Genomic DNA, 17,541 nt, shown 5'->3' with positions numbered 1-17,541 from the left:
ATGATGAGCGCAAGGCACTTTCTCTCCCTGATGGATTGCACGCCCGAAGAGCTAGTCAGCGTCATCCGTCGCGGTATCGAGCTAAAAGACCTGCGTGATCGCGGCGTTCTTATCGAACCTTTGAAAAACCGCGTCCTGGGCATGATTTTCGAAAAGTCATCGACCCGCACCCGTCTGTCATTTGAAGCCGGCATGATCCAACTGGGCGGCCAGGCTATTTTCCTGTCCCCTCGCGATACTCAATTGGGCCGCGGTGAGCCGATTGGCGACTGCGCAATTGTAATGTCGCGCATGCTCGACGCCGTGATGATCCGTACTTTTGGCCACAACACCCTGACCGAATTCGCCGCCAATTCGCGCGTCCCGGTGATCAACGGCCTGTCCGATGACCTGCACCCGTGCCAGTTGCTGGCCGACATGCAAACCTTCCTCGAACACCGTGGTTCGATCAAAGGCAAAACCGTGGCCTGGATCGGTGACGGCAACAACATGTGCAACAGCTATATAGAAGCCGCCATCCAGTTCGACTTCCACCTGCGCGTTGCCTGCCCTGAAGGCTACGAGCCGAACCCTGAGTTCGTTGCGCTGGCCGGCGATCGCGTGAGCATCGTGCGTGACCCGCGTGAAGCGGTGCGCGATGCACACCTGGTCAGCACAGACGTCTGGACCTCCATGGGCCAGGAAGAAGAAACCGCCAAACGCCTGAAGCTGTTTACGCCCTACCAGGTTGACCGCGCCCTGCTTGACCTGGCCGCCGAAGACGTCCTGTTCATGCACTGCCTGCCCGCTCACCGTGGTGAAGAAATAAGCCTCGACCTGCTGGACGACCCGCGCTCTGTAGCCTGGGACCAAGCGGAAAACCGTCTGCACGCGCAAAAAGCGTTGCTGGAGTTTCTGGTCAAACCTGCGTACCAACCCGCATGAGTCAGCCGCTATTGCTCAACCTGCGGGATCTGGCCTGTGGCTATCAAGGCCAGAGCGTGGTGCAGAACCTTAACCTGCACCTCAATGCCGGTGATATTGGCTGCCTGCTCGGCTCCTCGGGTTGCGGCAAAACCACAACGCTGCGGGCAATTGCCGGTTTTGAGCCGGTGCACCAGGGTGAAATCCAGCTCGCAGGTGAAGTTATCTCCAGTGCCGGTTTTACCTTGGCCCCAGAGAAACGTCGCATCGGCATGGTGTTTCAGGACTACGCCCTGTTCCCACACTTGAGCGTGGCCGACAATATTGCGTTTGGCATTCGCAAGCACCCGAACAAAGACCGCGTGATCGAAGAACTGCTGGAACTGGTCAATCTAAAAGACCTGGGCAAGCGTTTCCCGCACGAGCTTTCGGGTGGCCAACAGCAACGCGTTGCGCTCGCCCGGGCTTTGGCTCCTGAGCCCCAACTGCTGTTGCTGGACGAGCCCTTCTCGAACCTTGACGGTGAATTGCGCCGCAAGCTGAGCCATGAAGTGCGCGACATTCTTAAAGCGCGTGGCACCAGTGCCATTCTGGTGACCCACGATCAAGAAGAAGCCTTCGCCGTCAGTGATCATGTGGGGGTGTTTAAAGAGGGTCGCCTGGAGCAGTGGGATACGCCCTACAACCTCTACCACGAGCCGCTGACGCCATATGTAGCGAGCTTTATAGGCCAGGGCTATTTCATTCGTGGGCAATTGCTCAGCCCTGAGTCGGTACAGACCGAGCTGGGCGTATTGCGCGGCAACCGGGCTTATAGCTGGCCAACTGGCGGGGCTGTTGATGTCCTGCTGCGCCCGGATGACATCGTCTACGCCACTGATAGCGCGCTTAAAGCCAAAATCATCGGTAAGACCTTCCTTGGCGCATCGACCCTGTACCGCTTGCAATTACCCACGGGCAGCCAACTGGAGTCGATTTTCCCAAGCCATGCCGATCACGCACCCGGCACGGAAGTCGGCATCCGGGTGGCGGCAGAACACCTGGTGATGTTTCAGGGCAGCGGCAGCACAGCGGCTCAGATTCCTCACTCGGAATCCGGCGTAAGGCGTTTTAGCACCGCTCAGTGATACGAATAGTTTGTCTCGCGATCTTTTGATCGTTAAAAGATCGCGAGACGAGGTTACTCATACCGTTTACGCCCGCCCGATCGGTGCAAACTTGGCCTGCGTATGCTCAGCCAGCACGGCCGGAGCCAGTTCCACTTCCAGCCCGCGCCGTCCGGCGCTGACATAAATCGTTTCGAACCCCTTGGCGCTTTCATCAATAAACGTGCGCAAACGCTTCTTCTGCCCCAGCGGGCTGATCCCGCCCAACAGGTAACCTGTGGCACGTTGAGCTGCCGCAGGGTCAGCCATTTCGACTTTTTTGACCCCGGCCGCCTGCGCCAGCGCTTTAAGGTCAAGACTTCCGACGACCGGTACAACCGCAACCAACAACTCACTCTTTTCACTGCTGGCCAACAGCGTCTTGAACACTTGAGCCGGTTCGAGATTGAGCTTTTCTGCCGCCTCCAGCCCGTAGGACGCGGCCTTGGGGTCATGCTCGTAGCTGTGTACTCGATGTTCGGCGCGAACTTTTTTTAGCAGGTCCAATGCAGGCGTCATGACAGCCCCTGTGGTGAATTGACTAAAGAATCCAGGGCCGGATTTTAGGCCATTAGCCAATAAAAAACGCGCTGGAACGGGCTTCCCGGCACTATTTAGCGCTGAAACGTTACACCCTTACCTGCCAATTTGTATTTTTTTCTTACATAAAACCAGCACCCAAAACTCATGTGAAAGTCAAAATGTGGCGCATCGTTCACTTTCGACCTTTGACAGCAGTGTTTGTTGTCTATATTTTTCGAATCTGAACATACCGCCTAATACTTATGTTCTGTTACCGACCCATGAATTTCCAAAAAAACGGCATCTGTTTTTTCTGTATTGCTGCACTGCCACCCCTGACTAACGACGTCAAAAAACAACAAAAAAGAGGTTTCAAATGACGACTGCAACGCAGCACCCCAAGCTTTCAGGTCAGTGCCTCGCCGAATTTCTCGGCACTGCACTGCTCATATTTTTCGGTACAGGATGCGTTGCGGCTCTCAAGGTCGCGGGCGCCAGCTTTGGCTTATGGGAAATCAGCATCATCTGGGGCATTGGCGTCAGCATGGCGATTTACCTGACAGCCGGGGTTTCCGGTGCACATCTGAATCCGGCGGTCAGTATTGCGCTGTGCATGTTTACCGATTTTGATAAACGTAAACTGCCGTTCTACATTCTTGCTCAAGTTGCCGGTGCCTTTTGTGCGGCGGCGTTGGTTTATACGCTCTACAGCAATTTGTTCTTCGATTATGAACAAGCGCACAACATGGTTCGCGGCAGCCAGGCAAGCCTCGAATTAGCCTCGGTCTTCTCGACCTACCCGCACCCAGCACTCTCCACGTTGCAAGCCTTCCTCGTTGAAGTGGTGATCACCGCCATCCTCATGGGCGTGATCATGGCTCTCACCGACGACAAGAATGGCCTGCCACGCGGCCCGCTGGCGCCACTGCTAATTGGCCTGTTGATTGCCGTGATCGGCAGTTCGATGGGCCCGCTGACCGGTTTTGCGATGAACCCGGCGCGTGACTTCGGACCTAAACTGATGACTTTCTTTGCTGGCTGGGGTGAAATTTCCTTCACTGGTGGCCGCGATATTCCTTATTTCCTGATTCCAATTTTTGCACCTATCGTCGGTGCCTGCCTCGGCGCGGCCATTTATCGCGGCCTGATTGCCCGTCACTTGCCCCAGCCAGAGTCCGCACCTGCGCACGCTCCAGCGGTCGCCGAGGTTAAAACCCAGGCATCCTGATATCGACTTATGAAACGGGGCGCATGAGACTACTGCCCGTAACCTGCTCGCGCCCGCAAACCATTACTTCATTCTGCAAGGCAACCCCATGACCGACATTCAGAATAAGAACTACATCATTGCGCTGGACCAAGGCACCACCAGTTCGCGAGCGATCATTTTTGATCGTGACGCCAACGTGGTCTGCACCGCGCAACGCGAGTTTCAACAGCATTACCCGCAGCCGGGCTGGGTTGAACATGACCCGATGGAAATCTTCGCCACTCAGAGCGCGGTCATGGTCGAAGCGCTGGCCCAGGCCGGTCTGCACCACGACCAGGTAGCGGCAATCGGTATCACCAACCAGCGTGAAACCACGGTGGTGTGGGACAAAATCAGCGGTCGCCCGATCTACAACGCCATCGTCTGGCAATGCCGTCGCAGCACCGAAATCTGCGAACAACTCAAGCGCGGTGGTCATGAACAGTACATCCGCGAAACCACCGGCCTGGTCACCGACCCGTACTTCTCCGGCACCAAACTCAAGTGGATCCTCGACAACGTCGAAGGCAGCCGTGAGCGCGCGCGCAAAGGCGAATTGCTGTTCGGTACCGTCGACAGCTGGCTGATCTGGAAATTTACCGGCGGCAAAACCCACGTCACCGACTACACCAACGCCTCGCGCACCATGCTCTTCAACATCCACACCCTGGAGTGGGATGCCAAGATGCTGGATGTGCTGGATATCCCGCGCGAAATGCTGCCAGAGGTTAAATCCTCTTCCGAGATCTATGGCCGCACCAAAAGCGGCATCGCCATCGGCGGTATTGCCGGTGACCAGCAAGCCGCGTTGTTTGGCCAGATGTGCGTCGAGCCGGGCCAGGCCAAAAACACCTACGGCACCGGCTGCTTCCTGCTGATGAACACCGGCACAAAAGCTGTCCAGTCCACCCATGGCATGCTGACCACCATCGCTTGCGGCCCACGCGGCGAAGTGGCCTACGCGCTGGAAGGTGCCGTCTTCAACGGCGGTTCGACGGTGCAATGGCTGCGCGACGAGCTGAAAATCATCAACGATGCACACGACACCGAATACTTTGCCAACAAGGTCAAAGACAGCAATGGCGTGTATCTGGTGCCTGCGTTCACCGGTCTGGGCGCGCCTTACTGGGACCCGTATGCCCGTGGCGCACTGTTCGGCCTGACCCGTGGCGTACGGGTAGACCACATTATTCGTGCAGCCCTTGAGTCAATTGCCTACCAGACCCGCGACGTACTGGACGCTATGCAGCAGGACTCGGGCGAACGCCTGAAAGCCTTGCGCGTTGACGGTGGCGCGGTGGCCAACAACTTCCTGATGCAATTTCAGGCTGACATCCTCGGCACCATGGTCGAACGCCCACAAATGCGTGAAACCACAGCCTTGGGCGCCGCCTACCTGGCCGGTCTGGCCTGCGGCTTCTGGGGCAGCCTGGATGAATTGCGCAGCAAAGCGGTGATCGAGCGCGAATTCGAACCTCAGCTTGAAGAAGCGAGCAAAGAGAAGCTTTACGCCGGTTGGAAAAAGGCCGTAGAGCGTACACGCGACTGGGAACCGCACGAAGAAAGCAACTAAGCCAGCACGTAAGCCAGCACGGCTCAATTGTCGGTAAAACACCCAACGGGCGCCCTTCGCGCCCGTTGTCATATCTGTATTCATGGCACCTGCGTGTAGCAGGTCGGGCCCTTCCTGCGGCATCATGAGCGACTTTTGCTTCGCCGCCCAAAGGAAACTCCATGAATCTGCCTCCACGCCAACAGCAGATCCTCGAACTCGTTCGCGAGCGCGGCTATGTCAGCATCGAGGAAATGGCCCAGTTGTTCGTTGTTACACCGCAGACCATCCGCCGCGACATTAACCAGTTGGCCGAGGCCGATTTGCTGCGTCGTTATCACGGTGGCGCGGCCTATGATTCCAGCGTTGAAAACACGGCCTACGCCATGCGCGCCGACCAGATGCGCGATGAAAAACGCCGTATCGGTGAAGCCATCGCCGCCCAGATTCCTGACCACGCCTCGATTTTCATCAACATCGGCACCACCACCGAGTCGATAGCCCGGGCGCTGCTCAACCATAACCACCTGAAAATCATCACCAACAATTTGCACGTGGCCTCAATCCTCAGCGCCAAAGACGACTTTGAAGTGCTGATAGCCGGTGGCAATGTGCGCCGCGACGGCGGCATCGTGGGCCAGGCCAGCGTCGACTTTATTAATCAGTTCAAGTTCGATTTCGCCCTGATCGGCATCAGTGGTATCGATTCAGATGGTAGCTTGCTGGATTTCGACTACCAGGAAGTGCGCGTCTCGCAAGCCATTATCTCCAACGCCCGACAAGTGATTCTGGCGGCGGACTCCAGCAAATTTGGCCGTAACGCCATGGTACGACTGGGCCCGATCAGCCTGATTGATTGCCTGGTGACCGACCAGCACCCGGTGCCGGAACTCACCCAATTGCTGGCGCAGAACAAAATCCGCCTCGAAGTGGTTTAAGCCTTATGTGTGGGAGCGGGCTTGCTCGCGATGGCATCTATACCGTGATTCAGGGCGACCGTGTCGCCTGAATCGCGGGCAAGCCCGCTCCCACAAAACGTCCTCCCCACCCTAAATGTTCGAAAATCTTCCTTTCAACGCTCTTCGATGAGTTATTTCAATCGAAGTAAGCTGGCTGTGCGCGTCTTTATCCGCTAACATTTTCGAAAATGAACATTAATGTTCGAATTCAAATATGCGTGAACAACGCGAGGCCCCGACATGCCCTTGACCACCTTGCCTGCCACCCCCCTCTCAGAGGTATACGACGTTGCCGTGATTGGCGGCGGAATCAACGGTGTCGGCATTGCGGCTGACGCTGCAGGTCGCGGCCTGTCGGTATTCCTGTGCGAAAAAGACGACTTGGCCAGCCATACCTCGTCTGCCAGCAGCAAGCTGATTCACGGCGGCCTGCGCTACCTTGAACATTACGAGTTCCGCTTGGTGCGCGAAGCCCTGGCCGAGCGTGAAGTGTTGCTGGCCAAAGCCCCGCACATCGTCAAACCCATGCGCTTTGTATTACCGCATCGCCCACACCTGCGTCCGGCGTGGATGATTCGTGCGGGTCTGTTTTTATACGACAACCTGGGCAAACGCGAAAAACTCGCTGGTTCTGTGAGCCTCAAGTTCGGCGCCGACAGCCCGCTCAAGCCTGAAATCACTAAAGGCTTCGAATACTCCGACTGCTGGGTCGATGACGCTCGCCTTGTCGTTCTCAACGCCATGGCTGCGCGTGAAAACGGCGCTCACATCCACACCCAGACTCGCTGCGTCGGCGCGCAACGTAGCAAAGGCCTGTGGGAATTGAACTTTGAGCGCGCGGACGGCAGCCTGTTTTCGATTCGCGCCAAAGCCTTGGTAAACGCTGCCGGCCCTTGGGTTGCCAAGTTTATTAAAGAGGATCTGAAACTGGACTCGCCGTACGGTATCCGCCTGATTCAAGGCAGCCACCTGATCGTGCCCAAACTGTATGACGCGCCTAATGCGTTTATTTTGCAGAACGAAGACCAGCGGATCGTGTTCACCATTCCGTACCTGGACCAGTTCACCATCATTGGCACCACAGACCGCGAATACACGGGCGACCCGGCCAAGGTCAGCATCACCGAGGCAGAAACCGATTACCTGTTGAACGTGGTCAACTCGCACTTCAAGCAGCAACTGAGCCGTGACGACATTCTGCGCACCTACTCGGGCGTACGCCCACTGTGCAATGACGAGTCGGACAACCCGTCAGCGGTAACCCGCGATTACACGTTGGCTCTGTCAGGCGCTTCGGGCGAAGCCCCGCTGCTGTCCGTATTCGGTGGCAAATTGACCACTTACCGCAAACTGGCCGAGTCGGCCATGGCGCAACTAACACCGTTCTTCACCCAGATCAAACCGAGCTGGACGGCCACAGCGACCTTGCCGGGCGGTGAAGACATGACCACGCCTCAAGCCCTGAGCGCGGCCCTGATCAGCAAACACAACTGGCTGGACGCAGCCATTGCCAAACGCTGGGCAATTACCTACGGCAGCCGCTCCTGGCAGTTGCTGGACGGCGTGCAAAGCTTGAGCGAGATGGGTGAGCACATCGGCAGCGGCCTCTATAGCCGCGAGGTAGATTACCTTTGCCGCCAGGAATGGGCACTGGATGCGCAGGATATCCTGTGGCGCCGGACTAAATTGGGCCTGTTCACCACTGCCGCCGAGCAAGAGCGCCTGGCGCACTACATGGCCAGCCTGAACCTCAAGCAGCGCAAGGTTGAAGCGGCTTAACCCCTGCATGTATGAATTCGCCACCGCAGGTGTAAACCCCGCGATCTTTTAAACATAGAAAGATCGCGGTGTTTCTTCTCCCCCACCGATAAGCGGTATTTCCCCATTCGGTTTTCCGAACACCTATCGCCGTACTATTCGGCTTTCCGGGCGCCCCTCCTCCCACGCCCCGCCTAAAAAAACTTTAAAACCTATACAAATCAATAATTTAAAGTTTAATTCCGTCTCTGGCATGACTCATGCTCTACACTCAGGGCCGAATGCGAAAACAGCGTTTAATCTGTTTAGCGTTTCGAAGTATCTAAAGGGCTCGTGAACGGGCTCAAATAAAAAAAACAATGTCGAGGAAAAATCGATGCGCATCGTTCCGCAACTTTTGAGTGCAGCCATTGCTGTAGCTCTGATTAGCACTCCAGTATTCGCCGCTGAACTGACCGGCACACTGAAGAAAATCAAAGAATCCGGCACCATCACCCTTGGGCATCGTGACTCCTCTATCCCGTTTTCTTACATCGCTGATGGCACCGGCAAGCCGGTTGGCTACTCGCACGATGTGCAACTGGCAATCGTTGAAGGGCTGAAAAAGCAACTCGACCTGCCGGACCTCAAGGTCAAATACAACCTGGTCACCTCCCAGACCCGTATCCCGCTGGTACAAAACGGTACCGTTGACGTTGAATGTGGCTCCACCACCAACAACGCCGAACGCGCTCAGCAAGTGGATTTCTCGGTCGGCATCTTCGAAATCGGTACCCGCCTGCTGTCCAAAAAGGACTCGCCTTACAAAGATTTCGCTGACCTGAAAGGCAAAAACGTCGTCACCACCGCAGGTACTACCTCCGAGCGTATCCTCAAGGCCATGAACGCTGACAAGCAGATGGGCATGAACGTGATCTCGGCAAAAGACCACGGCGAAGCCTTCAACATGCTTGAATCAGGCCGTGCTGTTGCCTTCATGATGGACGACGCCCTGCTGGCCGGTGAAATGGCCAAAGCCAAAAAGCCGGATGACTGGGCCGTAACAGGCACGCCACAGTCGTACGAAATCTACGGCTGCATGGTGCGCAAAGGCGACCCGGATTTCAAAAAGGCTGTAGATGACGCCATCGTGACTTACTACAAGTCCGGCGACGTTGAAAAATCCTACACCAAGTGGTTCCAGTCCCCTATCCCGCCAAAAGGTCTGAACCTCAACTTCCCGATGAGCAAAGAGCTCAAAGAGTTGATTGCCAATCCAAATGACAAACCAGCTCCAGAAGAAAAACCGGCAGCCTGATACCTGAACAACGAAGCGTGTGAGTGCGCATTGACGCACTCGCAGGCTTTGTTCTCCTGCTGCACTGGCTTCTTATTGATTAGTGAGCACTCGAACCGTTGGTTATCGAGCGGTTTGCGTGTGCCCGACAGCACTGTCGGTGTGAACGGATTCCCTGAAGCACGTGCTTGTCTATAGACCCATCTGAGGGGAGACCCTGAATGAATTACAACTGGGACTGGAGCGTATTCTTCAAGTCCACCGGCGTAGGCAGCGAGACGTATCTCGACTGGTTTATTACCGGACTGGGCTGGACCATCGCGATCGCTGTTGTCGCCTGGATTGTCGCGCTGATACTGGGTTCGCTGCTGGGCGTGATGCGCACCTTGCCGAACCGTTTTATCGCGGGTATCGCCACGGTTTACGTGGAAATTTTCCGAAACGTACCCCTGCTGGTTCAGCTGTTCATGTGGTACTTCCTGGTACCCGATCTGCTGCCGCAAAACCTGCAGGACTGGTACAAGCAAGACCTCAACCCGACAACCTCGGCCTACCTGAGCGTGGTGGTGTGTCTGGGTCTGTTTACCGCCGCACGGGTGTGCGAACAAGTGCGCACCGGTATCGAAGCCTTGCCGCGCGGCCAGGAGTCGGCTGCCCGTGCCATGGGTTTCAGCCTGTCGCAAATCTACTGGAACGTGCTGCTGCCCCAGGCTTACCGCATCATCATTCCACCGCTCACCTCTGAGTTCCTCAACGTGTTCAAGAACTCCTCGGTGGCGTCCCTGATCGGGTTGATGGAGCTGCTGGCACAAACCAAACAGACGGCCGAGTTCTCCGCCAACCTGTTTGAGGCCTTCACCCTGGCCACGCTGATCTACTTCACCCTGAACATGAGCCTGATGTTGCTGATGCGTCTGATCGAGAAGAAAGTCGCCGTGCCCGGTCTGATGTCTTTGGGGGGTAAATAATGGACTTCTTCGATTTCAGCGGTATCGTTCCAGCCCTGCCGGGCCTGTGGAACGGCATGATCATGACCTTGAAGCTGATGGTGCTCGGGGTTATCGGTGGCGTTGCACTCGGCACCGTGCTGGCATTGATGCGCTTGTCGTCCAGCAAGTGGCTGGCCAACCTGGCCGGCGCTTACGTGAACTACTTCCGTTCGATCCCGCTGCTGCTGGTGATTACCTGGTTCTACCTGGCCGTGCCGTTCGTGCTGCGCTGGATCACCGGCAAAGACACGCCAATCGGTGCTTTCGAGTCGTGCATGGTGGCTTTCGTCATGTTCGAAGCCGCCTACTTTTGCGAAATCGTACGGGCCGGTGTGCAGTCGATTCCCAAAGGCCAGATGGGCGCAGCCAAAGCGCTGGGCATGAGCTACGGCCAGGCCATGCGCCTGATCATCCTGCCTCAGGCGTTTCGCAAGATGACCCCGTTGCTGTTGCAGCAAAGCATCATTTTGTTCCAGGACACCTCGCTGGTTTACACCGTGGGCCTGGTTGATTTCCTCAATGCTTCGCGCTCCAGTGGCGATATCATCGGCCGCTCCAACGAATTCCTGATTTTCGCCGGTCTGGTGTATTTCATCATCAGCTTTTCCGCCTCGCTGCTGGTCAAGCGTCTGCAAAAAAGGTTTGCCGTATGATCTCGATCAAGAACATCAACAAGTGGTACGGGGACTTCCAGGTACTGACCGATTGCAGTACCGAAGTCAAAAAAGGCGAAGTGGTTGTAGTCTGCGGCCCGTCGGGCTCGGGCAAATCGACCTTGATCAAGTGCGTCAACGCCCTTGAACCGTTCCAGAAAGGCGACATCGTGGTTGACGGCACATCGATTGCCGATCCGAAGACCAACCTGCCAAAACTGCGTTCGCGCGTTGGCATGGTGTTCCAGCATTTCGAACTGTTCCCGCACATGACCATCACCGAAAACCTGACCATTGCGCAGGTCAAGGTCCTGGGTCGCAGCAAGGCAGAAGCCACCAAAAAAGGCCTCGAACTGCTGGAGCGCGTAGGTTTGTCGGCCCATGCCCACAAGCACCCTGGCCAGTTGTCTGGCGGTCAGCAGCAGCGTGTCGCAATTGCCCGCGCCTTGGCCATGGACCCGATCGTCATGCTGTTCGACGAACCGACCTCGGCACTCGACCCGGAAATGGTGAACGAAGTCCTCGACGTGATGGTGCAACTGGCCCACGAAGGCATGACCATGATGTGCGTGACCCACGAAATGGGTTTTGCACGCAAGGTGGCCAACCGGGTGATCTTTATGGACCAGGGCAAGATCGTCGAAGACTGTGAGAAAGAAGAGTTCTTCGGTGACGTAAGCGCCCGTTCCGAGCGTGCCCAGCACTTCCTCGCCAAAATCCTGCAGCACTAAATAACGCTACTGTAGCCGCTGCCGAAGGCTGCGATAAGGGCCGAAGGACCTTCGCTTTTAATAGAGCCGGGGCTGCGATGCAGCCCATCGCAGCCTACGGCAGCGGCTACATGTCCGTAATACATTAGTGCGCAGTGGTTGACACAAGGCATCTGTGATGAAATGCGACCCCAACCTTTATCGCGGTGCCCCGCCCTCACTTGCCGTGAAACCACGTCTGCTTCGTCACTTGCTGCTGCCGCCGCTGATTATCCTGATGATGATCGGGTTAGGTTATGCGGGTTACCGCATCAGTGAACATTTTGGCATTACCACCCTGAGCGAAAGCGGCGAGCGTCAGCTTGAACTGCACGCGCGCACCGTCGAAAGCGAACTCAGCAAATACACTTACCTGCCCAGCCTGCTTGAGCTGGAGTCCAGTGTGTCGACATTACTGGCTGACCCGAGCGTGCAAAACCGGGTCGCCGTCAATCAATACCTCGAAGGCTTGAACCGCCGCAGCCGCAGCCGGGCCATCTACGTGCTCGACACCACCGGACGGGTCGTCGCCACCAGTAACTGGCGCGATGTCGACAGTTACCTGGGTGAGGACTTGTCTTTCCGCGCCTATTTTCAGGACGCGGTACGCGGCCAGCCAGGGCGTTTCTATGGCATCGGCAGCACAACGGGCGAGCCCGGTTATTACCTGGCCCATGGCCTGGAAGAACAAGGCAAGATCATTGGCGTCGCGGTGATCAAAGTGCGTCTCGAAGCCCTGGAAGAACGCTGGCAACGCGCGCGCCTTGAAGCCTACGTGAGCGATGAAAACGGCATCATTATTCTGTCCAGCGATCCAAGCCGGCGGCTCAAGTCGGTACGCCCGCTGACCGCTGACATCAAAGAGAAGTTGGCCCGCAGCCTGCAGTACTACTGGTGGCCGCTGATCGAACTCGAACCCATTGAGCGCGAGCAACTGGGCGACGGCATTGAAAAAGTCACCTTTACCGCCAACAGCGAAGTGGTCACCGACGACAAAGAAGTCAGTTACCTGGCCCAGACCCGCAGGCTTAACGACACGCCGTGGGACATCACCCTGCTGACGCCCTTGCAAGACCTTCGCCGCGAAGCTGCCAACCAGGGCATGCTGCTGGCAGGCGCGTTTGCGCTGCTGGCCATTCTGCTGATTGCCTGGAATGAACGGCGCAAAGTCATCGCCACGCGACTGGCGGCGCGGGAGGCCTTACAAGAGGCCAATAGCCAGCTGGAACGCAAAATCACTGAGCGCACGGCCCACTTGCGCGCCAGCAACGAACGCCTCAAAGGCCAGATTCGCGAGCGGCGCCAGGCCGAAGAAACCCTGCGCCGTGCCCAGGACGAACTGGTCCAGGCCGGAAAACTGGCGGCCATCGGGCAAATGTCCACTAGCATTGCCCACGAATTGAACCAGCCCCTGGCGGCCCTGCGCACCCTGTCCGGCAATACCGTGCGTTTTCTGGAGCGCGGCGACCTGACCGTTGCGGCCAACAACCTCAGCACCATTAATAACCTGGTTGACCGCATGGGCCGCATCACCGCCAACCTGCGCTCGTTTGCCCGACGCGGCGACGATCATGGCCAGGCCAACCTGAACAAAGCAGTCGAAGCCGTGCTGCAACTGCTTGCCAGCCGTCTTGAAGGCTCCAGCATTGAACTACATCGACACTTCAGCGATGCCGCCCTCAAGATCGATCAAACCCGGCTTGAGCAGATCCTGCTCAACTTGATCGGCAACGCCCTCGACGCCCTGCAAGAACAGCCAACAGCCCCGCAGCTGTGGCTTGAGGGCGAACACATCGACGGCAAACACCGCCTGCGCGTGCGCGACAACGGCCCTGGCATTGACCTCGAAAACCGTAAGCATCTGTTTGAACCGTTTTTCACCACCAAGCCCGGCGAACAAGGCCTGGGCCTTGGCTTGACGCTCTCTGCCAGCCTCGCCGCAGCGGCGGGCGGCAACCTCAGCGTCGAGTTCCCGCAGGCCGGTGGTGTTGCGTTTGTCCTCCTTTTACCGCTGGTGCAACCCGCTAAGGCCGAGCCGATATGAACCACGAGCTGACCGTCCTGATTGTTGAAGACGACCCTCACGTACTCTTGGGATGCCAACAGGCGCTCGCGCTGGAAGACATTCACAGCGAAGGCGTCAGCAGCGCCGAACAGGCTCTGGAACGGGTGGGTGATAACTTCCCCGGCATCGTCATCAGTGACATTCGTTTACCGGGCATCGATGGCCTGGAACTGCTCAAACGCCTTAAGGCCCGCGACCGCAGCCTGCCGGTGGTGTTGATTACCGGGCACGGCGATATCTCTATTGCCGTGGGTGCGATGCGCGACGGCGCGTATGACTTTATGGAGAAGCCGTTCTCCCCGGAGCGGCTGGTGGACGTGGCGCGCAGAGCGCTGGAGCAACGCAGCCTGGCCCGTGAAGTGTGGTCGCTACGCCGGCAGTTGGCCGAGCGCGATTCGCTGGAGGGGCGCATCATCGGCCGCTCCCCGGCCATGCAGCAATTGCGCGAATTGATCGCTAACGTCGCCGATACGTCAGCCAACGTACTGATTGAAGGCGAAACCGGCACCGGCAAAGAACTGGTCGCCCGTTGCCTGCACGACTTCAGCCGCCGCCAGCCCCAGCAATTTGTCGCGCTTAACTGCGGCGGTCTCCCCGAAAACCTGTTTGAAAGCGAAATCTTCGGTCACGAAGCCAATGCCTTTACCGGCGCCGGAAAACGTCGGATTGGCAAAATCGAGCACGCTAACGGCGGCACGCTGTTTCTCGATGAAGTTGAAAGCATGCCGCTCAACCTGCAAATCAAGTTGCTGCGGGTGTTGCAGGAGCGGACGCTGGAACGCCTGGGCTCGAACCAGAGCATCGACGTCGATTGCCGGGTCATTGCCGCCACCAAGTCAGACCTTGATCAACTGGGCAAATCCGGCCAATTTCGCAGCGACTTGTATTACCGTTTGAACGTGGTCACCCTCGAGCTGCCGCCTTTGCGTGAGCGCCGCGAAGACATCCTGCAACTGTTCGAATATTTTCTGCAGCAGTCGTCCCTGCGTTTCGACCGCACCGCGCCAGAGCTGGACAATCAAACCTTGTCCAACCTCATGAGCCATGACTGGCCGGGTAACGTGCGCGAACTGCGCAACGTGGCTGAGCGCTTTGCCCTGGGCCTGCCCGCGTTTAAAAAGCCCGGCAGCAATGCCTCGCAAGGGCTGGGCTTTTCCGAGGCCGTCGAAGCCTTCGAACGGACCTTGCTCAGTGATGCCTTGCAACGCAGCGGTGGCAACTTGACGCAAGCCAGCCAGGAACTGGGCATGGCCAAAACCACGCTATTCGACAAAGTCAAAAAATACGGGCTCGCACACTGATGGATCTGATTCTAAAAGCGGCGTTGGGGGCAGCGGTCGTCATCATCCTGGCGATCCTGGCCAAAACCAAAAACTACTACATCGCAGGGCTGGTGCCGCTGTTCCCCACCTTCGCCTTGATCGCCCACTACATCGTCGGCAAAGGGCGCTCGGTAGACGACCTGAAGACCACCATCGTGTTCGGCATGTGGTCGATCATCCCGTACTTCGTTTACCTGGCCGCGTTGTATGTGCTGGTCGACCGATTGCGCCTTGAAGCTTCGCTGGCATTGGCAGCGGTGGCCTGGCTAATGGCCGCCACCGTGCTGGTGAGCGTTTGGGTACGGTTGCACTGACCACCCCACTATCTGTAGGAGTGGTCGCCCCGTCTTCGACGCCGCGCTGTCGCGCAGCAAACAGGACAGCGAGTATCTTCAGCATCCCCCAATCGGTTCCCTCTCCTTCGGGAGAGGGCTAGGGTGAGGGGGGGCTCTTAGATCAAGATCAAAAGATCGCGAGACAAGCTCGCTCCTACAGACGCAGATTTGCAAAGCAGGCACGTACCTTGCATTTACCCTGAAAAGCCCGCCCGGCCTGGTTCGGCGGCGATTGAATGGGGTAAATCACACATTGAACATTCTCGATCTCGATCACAGCCTGACCGCTCAAGTGCCTATTGCGCAGCGATTGGTCGATGGCCGCGCAACACGCCTCGATTTATTGGCCCTGGGCCCGAAATTGCGTCTCTGGTCGACCGAACGCAATTACCAGCGCTTCATCAAACAGCTGCAACAACGCCCAAAACCCCGTGCCAACACGCCGGAAATCTTCTTTGTCGGCTCCGGTGACTATCACCATCTCACCCCGGCCCTGCTGGCTGACCTGAGCGAGCCGGTGACGCTGATCCACTTCGATAACCACCCCGACTGGGTCAGGTTTGCACCCCGCCGTCATTGCGGGTCGTGGGTCAATCGCGCACTGAAACTGCCGAATATCAAACGCATCGTCACCCTCGGCCCGTGCAGCGATGACCTGGAGAACCCGCAATTCAAGGGCGGCAACCTCGGTGCCGTACAACGGGGCGACTTGCAGCTCTTTCCTTGGCAACACGCGCCCACCAAAGTCTGGGGGCGCATCGGTGATGCCGCTGGCCATGAACAACGGGAAAACCTTCTGCACTGGCGCAACCTGGCTGATCAGGACTGGCCGACCTTTATCGAGCAACTGATTCAGGGCCTGCCGACAGACGCCATCTGGATCACCATCGACAAAGACGTGCTGGCCAGTGAAGACGCGGCCACCAACTGGGACCAGGGCGGCATGCGCTTGAGCCATTTGTTGCATGCCATTCGCGCCCTGGCCGCGAGCAAGCGTGTGCTGGGCATTGATGTATGCGGCGAGTTTGCCAAAGCCCCGCACAGCAACGTACTCAAACGCTGGGAGGCCAGGTCCGACCAACCGCCGCCGGAGCGCTGGAGTGACACTGACCTCTTGCGCAACTCAACCACTAACGACGCGCTGATTGCGCTGTTTGAGGAGTTGTTCCCGTGACACTGATTGTGATTTTGCTGGTGGCGTTTTCTATCGTCCTCGATGTCATCGGCCAATTGTGTTTCAAGGTCGGCCTCGACCGCTTGCCTGAGCTTGAAGGCGGTTTTCGCCTCAATGCGTTCTGGGGCCAGGTGTTTAACGCGCCCCTGCTGTGGGCCGGGATCGGCGCCTACGTGATCGAATTTTTTGTCTGGCTCGAAGCCTTGTCACGCGCACCGCTGAGCTTGTTATTCCCCGCCGCCGCGCTGGCGTATTGCGGCGTGGTGTTCGCCGGCAAGGTGTTTTTGGGGGAACACGTCAGCCGTCGACGCTGGATGGGAACCCTGGTGATCACCCTTGGCGTGATGCTGGTCTGCATCGCCGGAGCGTAAGGAGCTAATGCGTGGAAAAGACTGAACCAATGAACACAACAACCGACGGCTGGCTGCATGGCCGCTTGGGTACCGTGGTGCTGTGGGCGCTGCTGATCATCCTCGAAAGCGGCGGGCAAATCGCGACCAAAGTCGGCGGCGATCAACTGGGCCAGATGGATTTCACCCTGCAATGGTTGCAAGCGGTCATGACCAACCCGGGTGTTTGGGTGGCGATAGCCTGCTACATCGGGGCCTTTTTTGTGTGGATGCTGATTCTGCGGCGCAGCAGCCTGTCGCTGGCCTTCCCGCTGAGTTCGCTGGTGTTTGTAGGGGTTTTGCTGGGGTCGTGGCTGGGGCTGGGAGAACACATCAGCCTGCTGCACTGGGCGGGTGTGGCGGTGATTATTGTCGGGATTGCGCTGCTGGCCGATGGCGAGCCAGAACACTGATTGTAGCCGCTGACGAGGCACGAGGCTGCGACAGGTTGCGAAGCGACCTCCAGACGGCGGTCCTGCGGCCCGCATCGCAGCCTCGTGC

17 protein-coding genes are annotated in these 17,541 nt (G+C 57.6%); 16 read left to right on the top strand and 1 reads right to left on the bottom strand.

Annotated features, from left to right (window positions below; genetic code table 11):
- Positions 1-3: 3 nt before the first annotated feature.
- Together argF and QMX84_RS15210 are read left to right on the top strand one after the other, a co-directional pair.
- Entirely contained in the window at positions 4-924 is a 921-nt protein-coding gene (gene argF, locus QMX84_RS15215; RefSeq protein WP_262124874.1) for an ornithine carbamoyltransferase, read from the top strand.
- Positions 921-2,030: an ABC transporter ATP-binding protein gene (locus QMX84_RS15210; protein WP_282364179.1), complete on the top strand. Its 1,110-nt coding sequence runs from the start codon at positions 921-923 to the stop codon at positions 2,028-2,030. Before argF ends, QMX84_RS15210 begins: the two co-directional genes overlap by 4 nt.
- A 66-nt stretch (positions 2,031-2,096) precedes the next feature.
- Here the strand turns inward: QMX84_RS15210 and ybaK are convergent, their stop codons facing one another.
- Positions 2,097-2,567 carry a Cys-tRNA(Pro) deacylase gene (gene ybaK / locus QMX84_RS15205; protein WP_282364178.1) on the bottom strand — a complete coding sequence of 157 codons (471 nt, stop codon included), beginning with the start codon at positions 2,565-2,567 and terminating at the stop codon, positions 2,097-2,099.
- Positions 2,568-2,946: 379 nt separating this feature from the next.
- On the opposite strand from ybaK, the gene QMX84_RS15200 reads away from it, so the two are divergent.
- The 14 genes from QMX84_RS15200 to QMX84_RS15135 all read left to right on the top strand — a co-directional run bounded on the left by QMX84_RS15200 (position 2,947) and on the right by QMX84_RS15135 (position 17,453).
- Positions 2,947-3,798 carry an MIP/aquaporin family protein gene (locus QMX84_RS15200; RefSeq protein WP_282364177.1) on the top strand — a complete coding sequence of 284 codons (852 nt, stop codon included), beginning with the start codon at positions 2,947-2,949 and terminating at the stop codon, positions 3,796-3,798.
- An 88-nt stretch (positions 3,799-3,886) separates the two neighbouring features.
- Positions 3,887-5,392 carry a glycerol kinase GlpK gene (gene glpK, locus QMX84_RS15195; RefSeq protein ID WP_262124878.1) on the top strand — a complete coding sequence of 502 codons (1,506 nt, stop codon included), beginning with the start codon at positions 3,887-3,889 and terminating at the stop codon, positions 5,390-5,392.
- Between the two features lie 161 nt (positions 5,393-5,553).
- Positions 5,554-6,309, top strand: coding sequence for a DeoR/GlpR family transcriptional regulator (locus tag QMX84_RS15190; RefSeq protein WP_048369413.1), 756 nt, complete (start codon positions 5,554-5,556; stop codon positions 6,307-6,309).
- Positions 6,310-6,570: 261 nt separating this feature from the next.
- Positions 6,571-8,109, top strand: coding sequence for a glycerol-3-phosphate dehydrogenase (gene glpD / locus QMX84_RS15185; protein WP_262124881.1), 1,539 nt, complete (start codon positions 6,571-6,573; stop codon positions 8,107-8,109).
- A 355-nt stretch (positions 8,110-8,464) separates the two neighbouring features.
- Complete coding sequence (locus QMX84_RS15180) at positions 8,465-9,385, top strand: glutamate/aspartate ABC transporter substrate-binding protein (protein ID WP_262124883.1); 921 nt, start codon at positions 8,465-8,467, stop codon at positions 9,383-9,385.
- Between the two features lie 200 nt (positions 9,386-9,585).
- Positions 9,586-10,332: an amino acid ABC transporter permease gene (locus QMX84_RS15175; protein ID WP_048369410.1), complete on the top strand. Its 747-nt coding sequence runs from the start codon at positions 9,586-9,588 to the stop codon at positions 10,330-10,332.
- The gene (locus QMX84_RS15170; RefSeq protein WP_048369409.1) at positions 10,332-11,006 is read left to right on the top strand and encodes an ABC transporter permease subunit; all 675 of its coding nucleotides are present in this window, start codon (positions 10,332-10,334) and stop codon (positions 11,004-11,006) included. The genes QMX84_RS15175 and QMX84_RS15170 overlap by 1 nt, the downstream gene beginning before the upstream one ends.
- Complete coding sequence (locus tag QMX84_RS15165; RefSeq protein WP_123751463.1) at positions 11,003-11,737, top strand: amino acid ABC transporter ATP-binding protein; 735 nt, start codon at positions 11,003-11,005, stop codon at positions 11,735-11,737. Before QMX84_RS15170 ends, QMX84_RS15165 begins: the two co-directional genes overlap by 4 nt.
- A gap of 157 nt (positions 11,738-11,894) precedes the next feature.
- Complete coding sequence (locus QMX84_RS15160; RefSeq protein ID WP_262124885.1) at positions 11,895-13,799, top strand: cache domain-containing protein; 1,905 nt, start codon at positions 11,895-11,897, stop codon at positions 13,797-13,799.
- A complete protein-coding gene (locus QMX84_RS15155) occupies positions 13,796-15,121 on the top strand; it encodes a sigma-54 dependent transcriptional regulator (RefSeq protein ID WP_262124886.1) in 1,326 nt (441 codons plus the stop codon). Before QMX84_RS15160 ends, QMX84_RS15155 begins: the two co-directional genes overlap by 4 nt.
- 8 nt (positions 15,122-15,129) lie before the next feature.
- Complete coding sequence (locus QMX84_RS15150; protein WP_174479326.1) at positions 15,130-15,456, top strand: GlpM family protein; 327 nt, start codon at positions 15,130-15,132, stop codon at positions 15,454-15,456.
- Positions 15,457-15,730: 274 nt separating this feature from the next.
- On the top strand, positions 15,731-16,651 hold the full coding sequence (locus QMX84_RS15145; RefSeq protein WP_262124887.1) for an arginase: 921 nt from the start codon (positions 15,731-15,733) through the stop codon (positions 16,649-16,651).
- Positions 16,648-17,022: an EamA family transporter gene (locus QMX84_RS15140; RefSeq protein ID WP_048366986.1), complete on the top strand. Its 375-nt coding sequence runs from the start codon at positions 16,648-16,650 to the stop codon at positions 17,020-17,022. Before QMX84_RS15145 ends, QMX84_RS15140 begins: the two co-directional genes overlap by 4 nt.
- 29 nt (positions 17,023-17,051) lie before the next feature.
- Entirely contained in the window at positions 17,052-17,453 is a 402-nt protein-coding gene (locus QMX84_RS15135) for an EamA family transporter (protein WP_153327264.1), read from the top strand.
- The last annotated feature ends 88 nt before the right edge of the window (positions 17,454-17,541 follow it).

It is taken from the genome of Pseudomonas sp. PS01297, assembly GCF_029959305.1.
GTDB classification, from domain to species: domain Bacteria; phylum Pseudomonadota; class Gammaproteobacteria; order Pseudomonadales; family Pseudomonadaceae; genus Aquipseudomonas; species Aquipseudomonas helleri.
The sequence above is the reverse complement of the archived record's forward strand: the minus strand, read 5'-3'. Positions and strand labels throughout refer to the sequence as shown.

Bases quoted from the DNA above. Each gene is read 5' to 3' on its own strand.
- QMX84_RS15135 (WP_153327264.1), top strand. From the start codon at position 17,052: ATGAACACAACAACCGACGGCTGGCTGCATGGCCGCTTGGGTACCGTG.
- argF (WP_262124874.1), top strand. From the start codon at position 4: ATGAGCGCAAGGCACTTTCTCTCCCTGATGGATTGCACGCCCGAAGAG.
- QMX84_RS15200 (WP_282364177.1), top strand. From the start codon at position 2,947: ATGACGACTGCAACGCAGCACCCCAAGCTTTCAGGTCAGTGCCTCGCC.
- ybaK (WP_282364178.1), bottom strand. From the start codon at position 2,567: ATGACGCCTGCATTGGACCTGCTAAAAAAAGTTCGCGCCGAACATCGA.
- QMX84_RS15155 (WP_262124886.1), top strand. From the start codon at position 13,796: ATGAACCACGAGCTGACCGTCCTGATTGTTGAAGACGACCCTCACGTA.
- QMX84_RS15170 (WP_048369409.1), top strand. From the start codon at position 10,332: ATGGACTTCTTCGATTTCAGCGGTATCGTTCCAGCCCTGCCGGGCCTG.
- QMX84_RS15210 (WP_282364179.1), top strand. From the start codon at position 921: ATGAGTCAGCCGCTATTGCTCAACCTGCGGGATCTGGCCTGTGGCTAT.
- QMX84_RS15160 (WP_262124885.1), top strand. From the start codon at position 11,895: ATGAAATGCGACCCCAACCTTTATCGCGGTGCCCCGCCCTCACTTGCC.
- glpK (WP_262124878.1), top strand. From the start codon at position 3,887: ATGACCGACATTCAGAATAAGAACTACATCATTGCGCTGGACCAAGGC.
- QMX84_RS15190 (WP_048369413.1), top strand. From the start codon at position 5,554: ATGAATCTGCCTCCACGCCAACAGCAGATCCTCGAACTCGTTCGCGAG.
- QMX84_RS15165 (WP_123751463.1), top strand. From the start codon at position 11,003: ATGATCTCGATCAAGAACATCAACAAGTGGTACGGGGACTTCCAGGTA.
- QMX84_RS15180 (WP_262124883.1), top strand. From the start codon at position 8,465: ATGCGCATCGTTCCGCAACTTTTGAGTGCAGCCATTGCTGTAGCTCTG.
- glpD (WP_262124881.1), top strand. From the start codon at position 6,571: ATGCCCTTGACCACCTTGCCTGCCACCCCCCTCTCAGAGGTATACGAC.
- QMX84_RS15175 (WP_048369410.1), top strand. From the start codon at position 9,586: ATGAATTACAACTGGGACTGGAGCGTATTCTTCAAGTCCACCGGCGTA.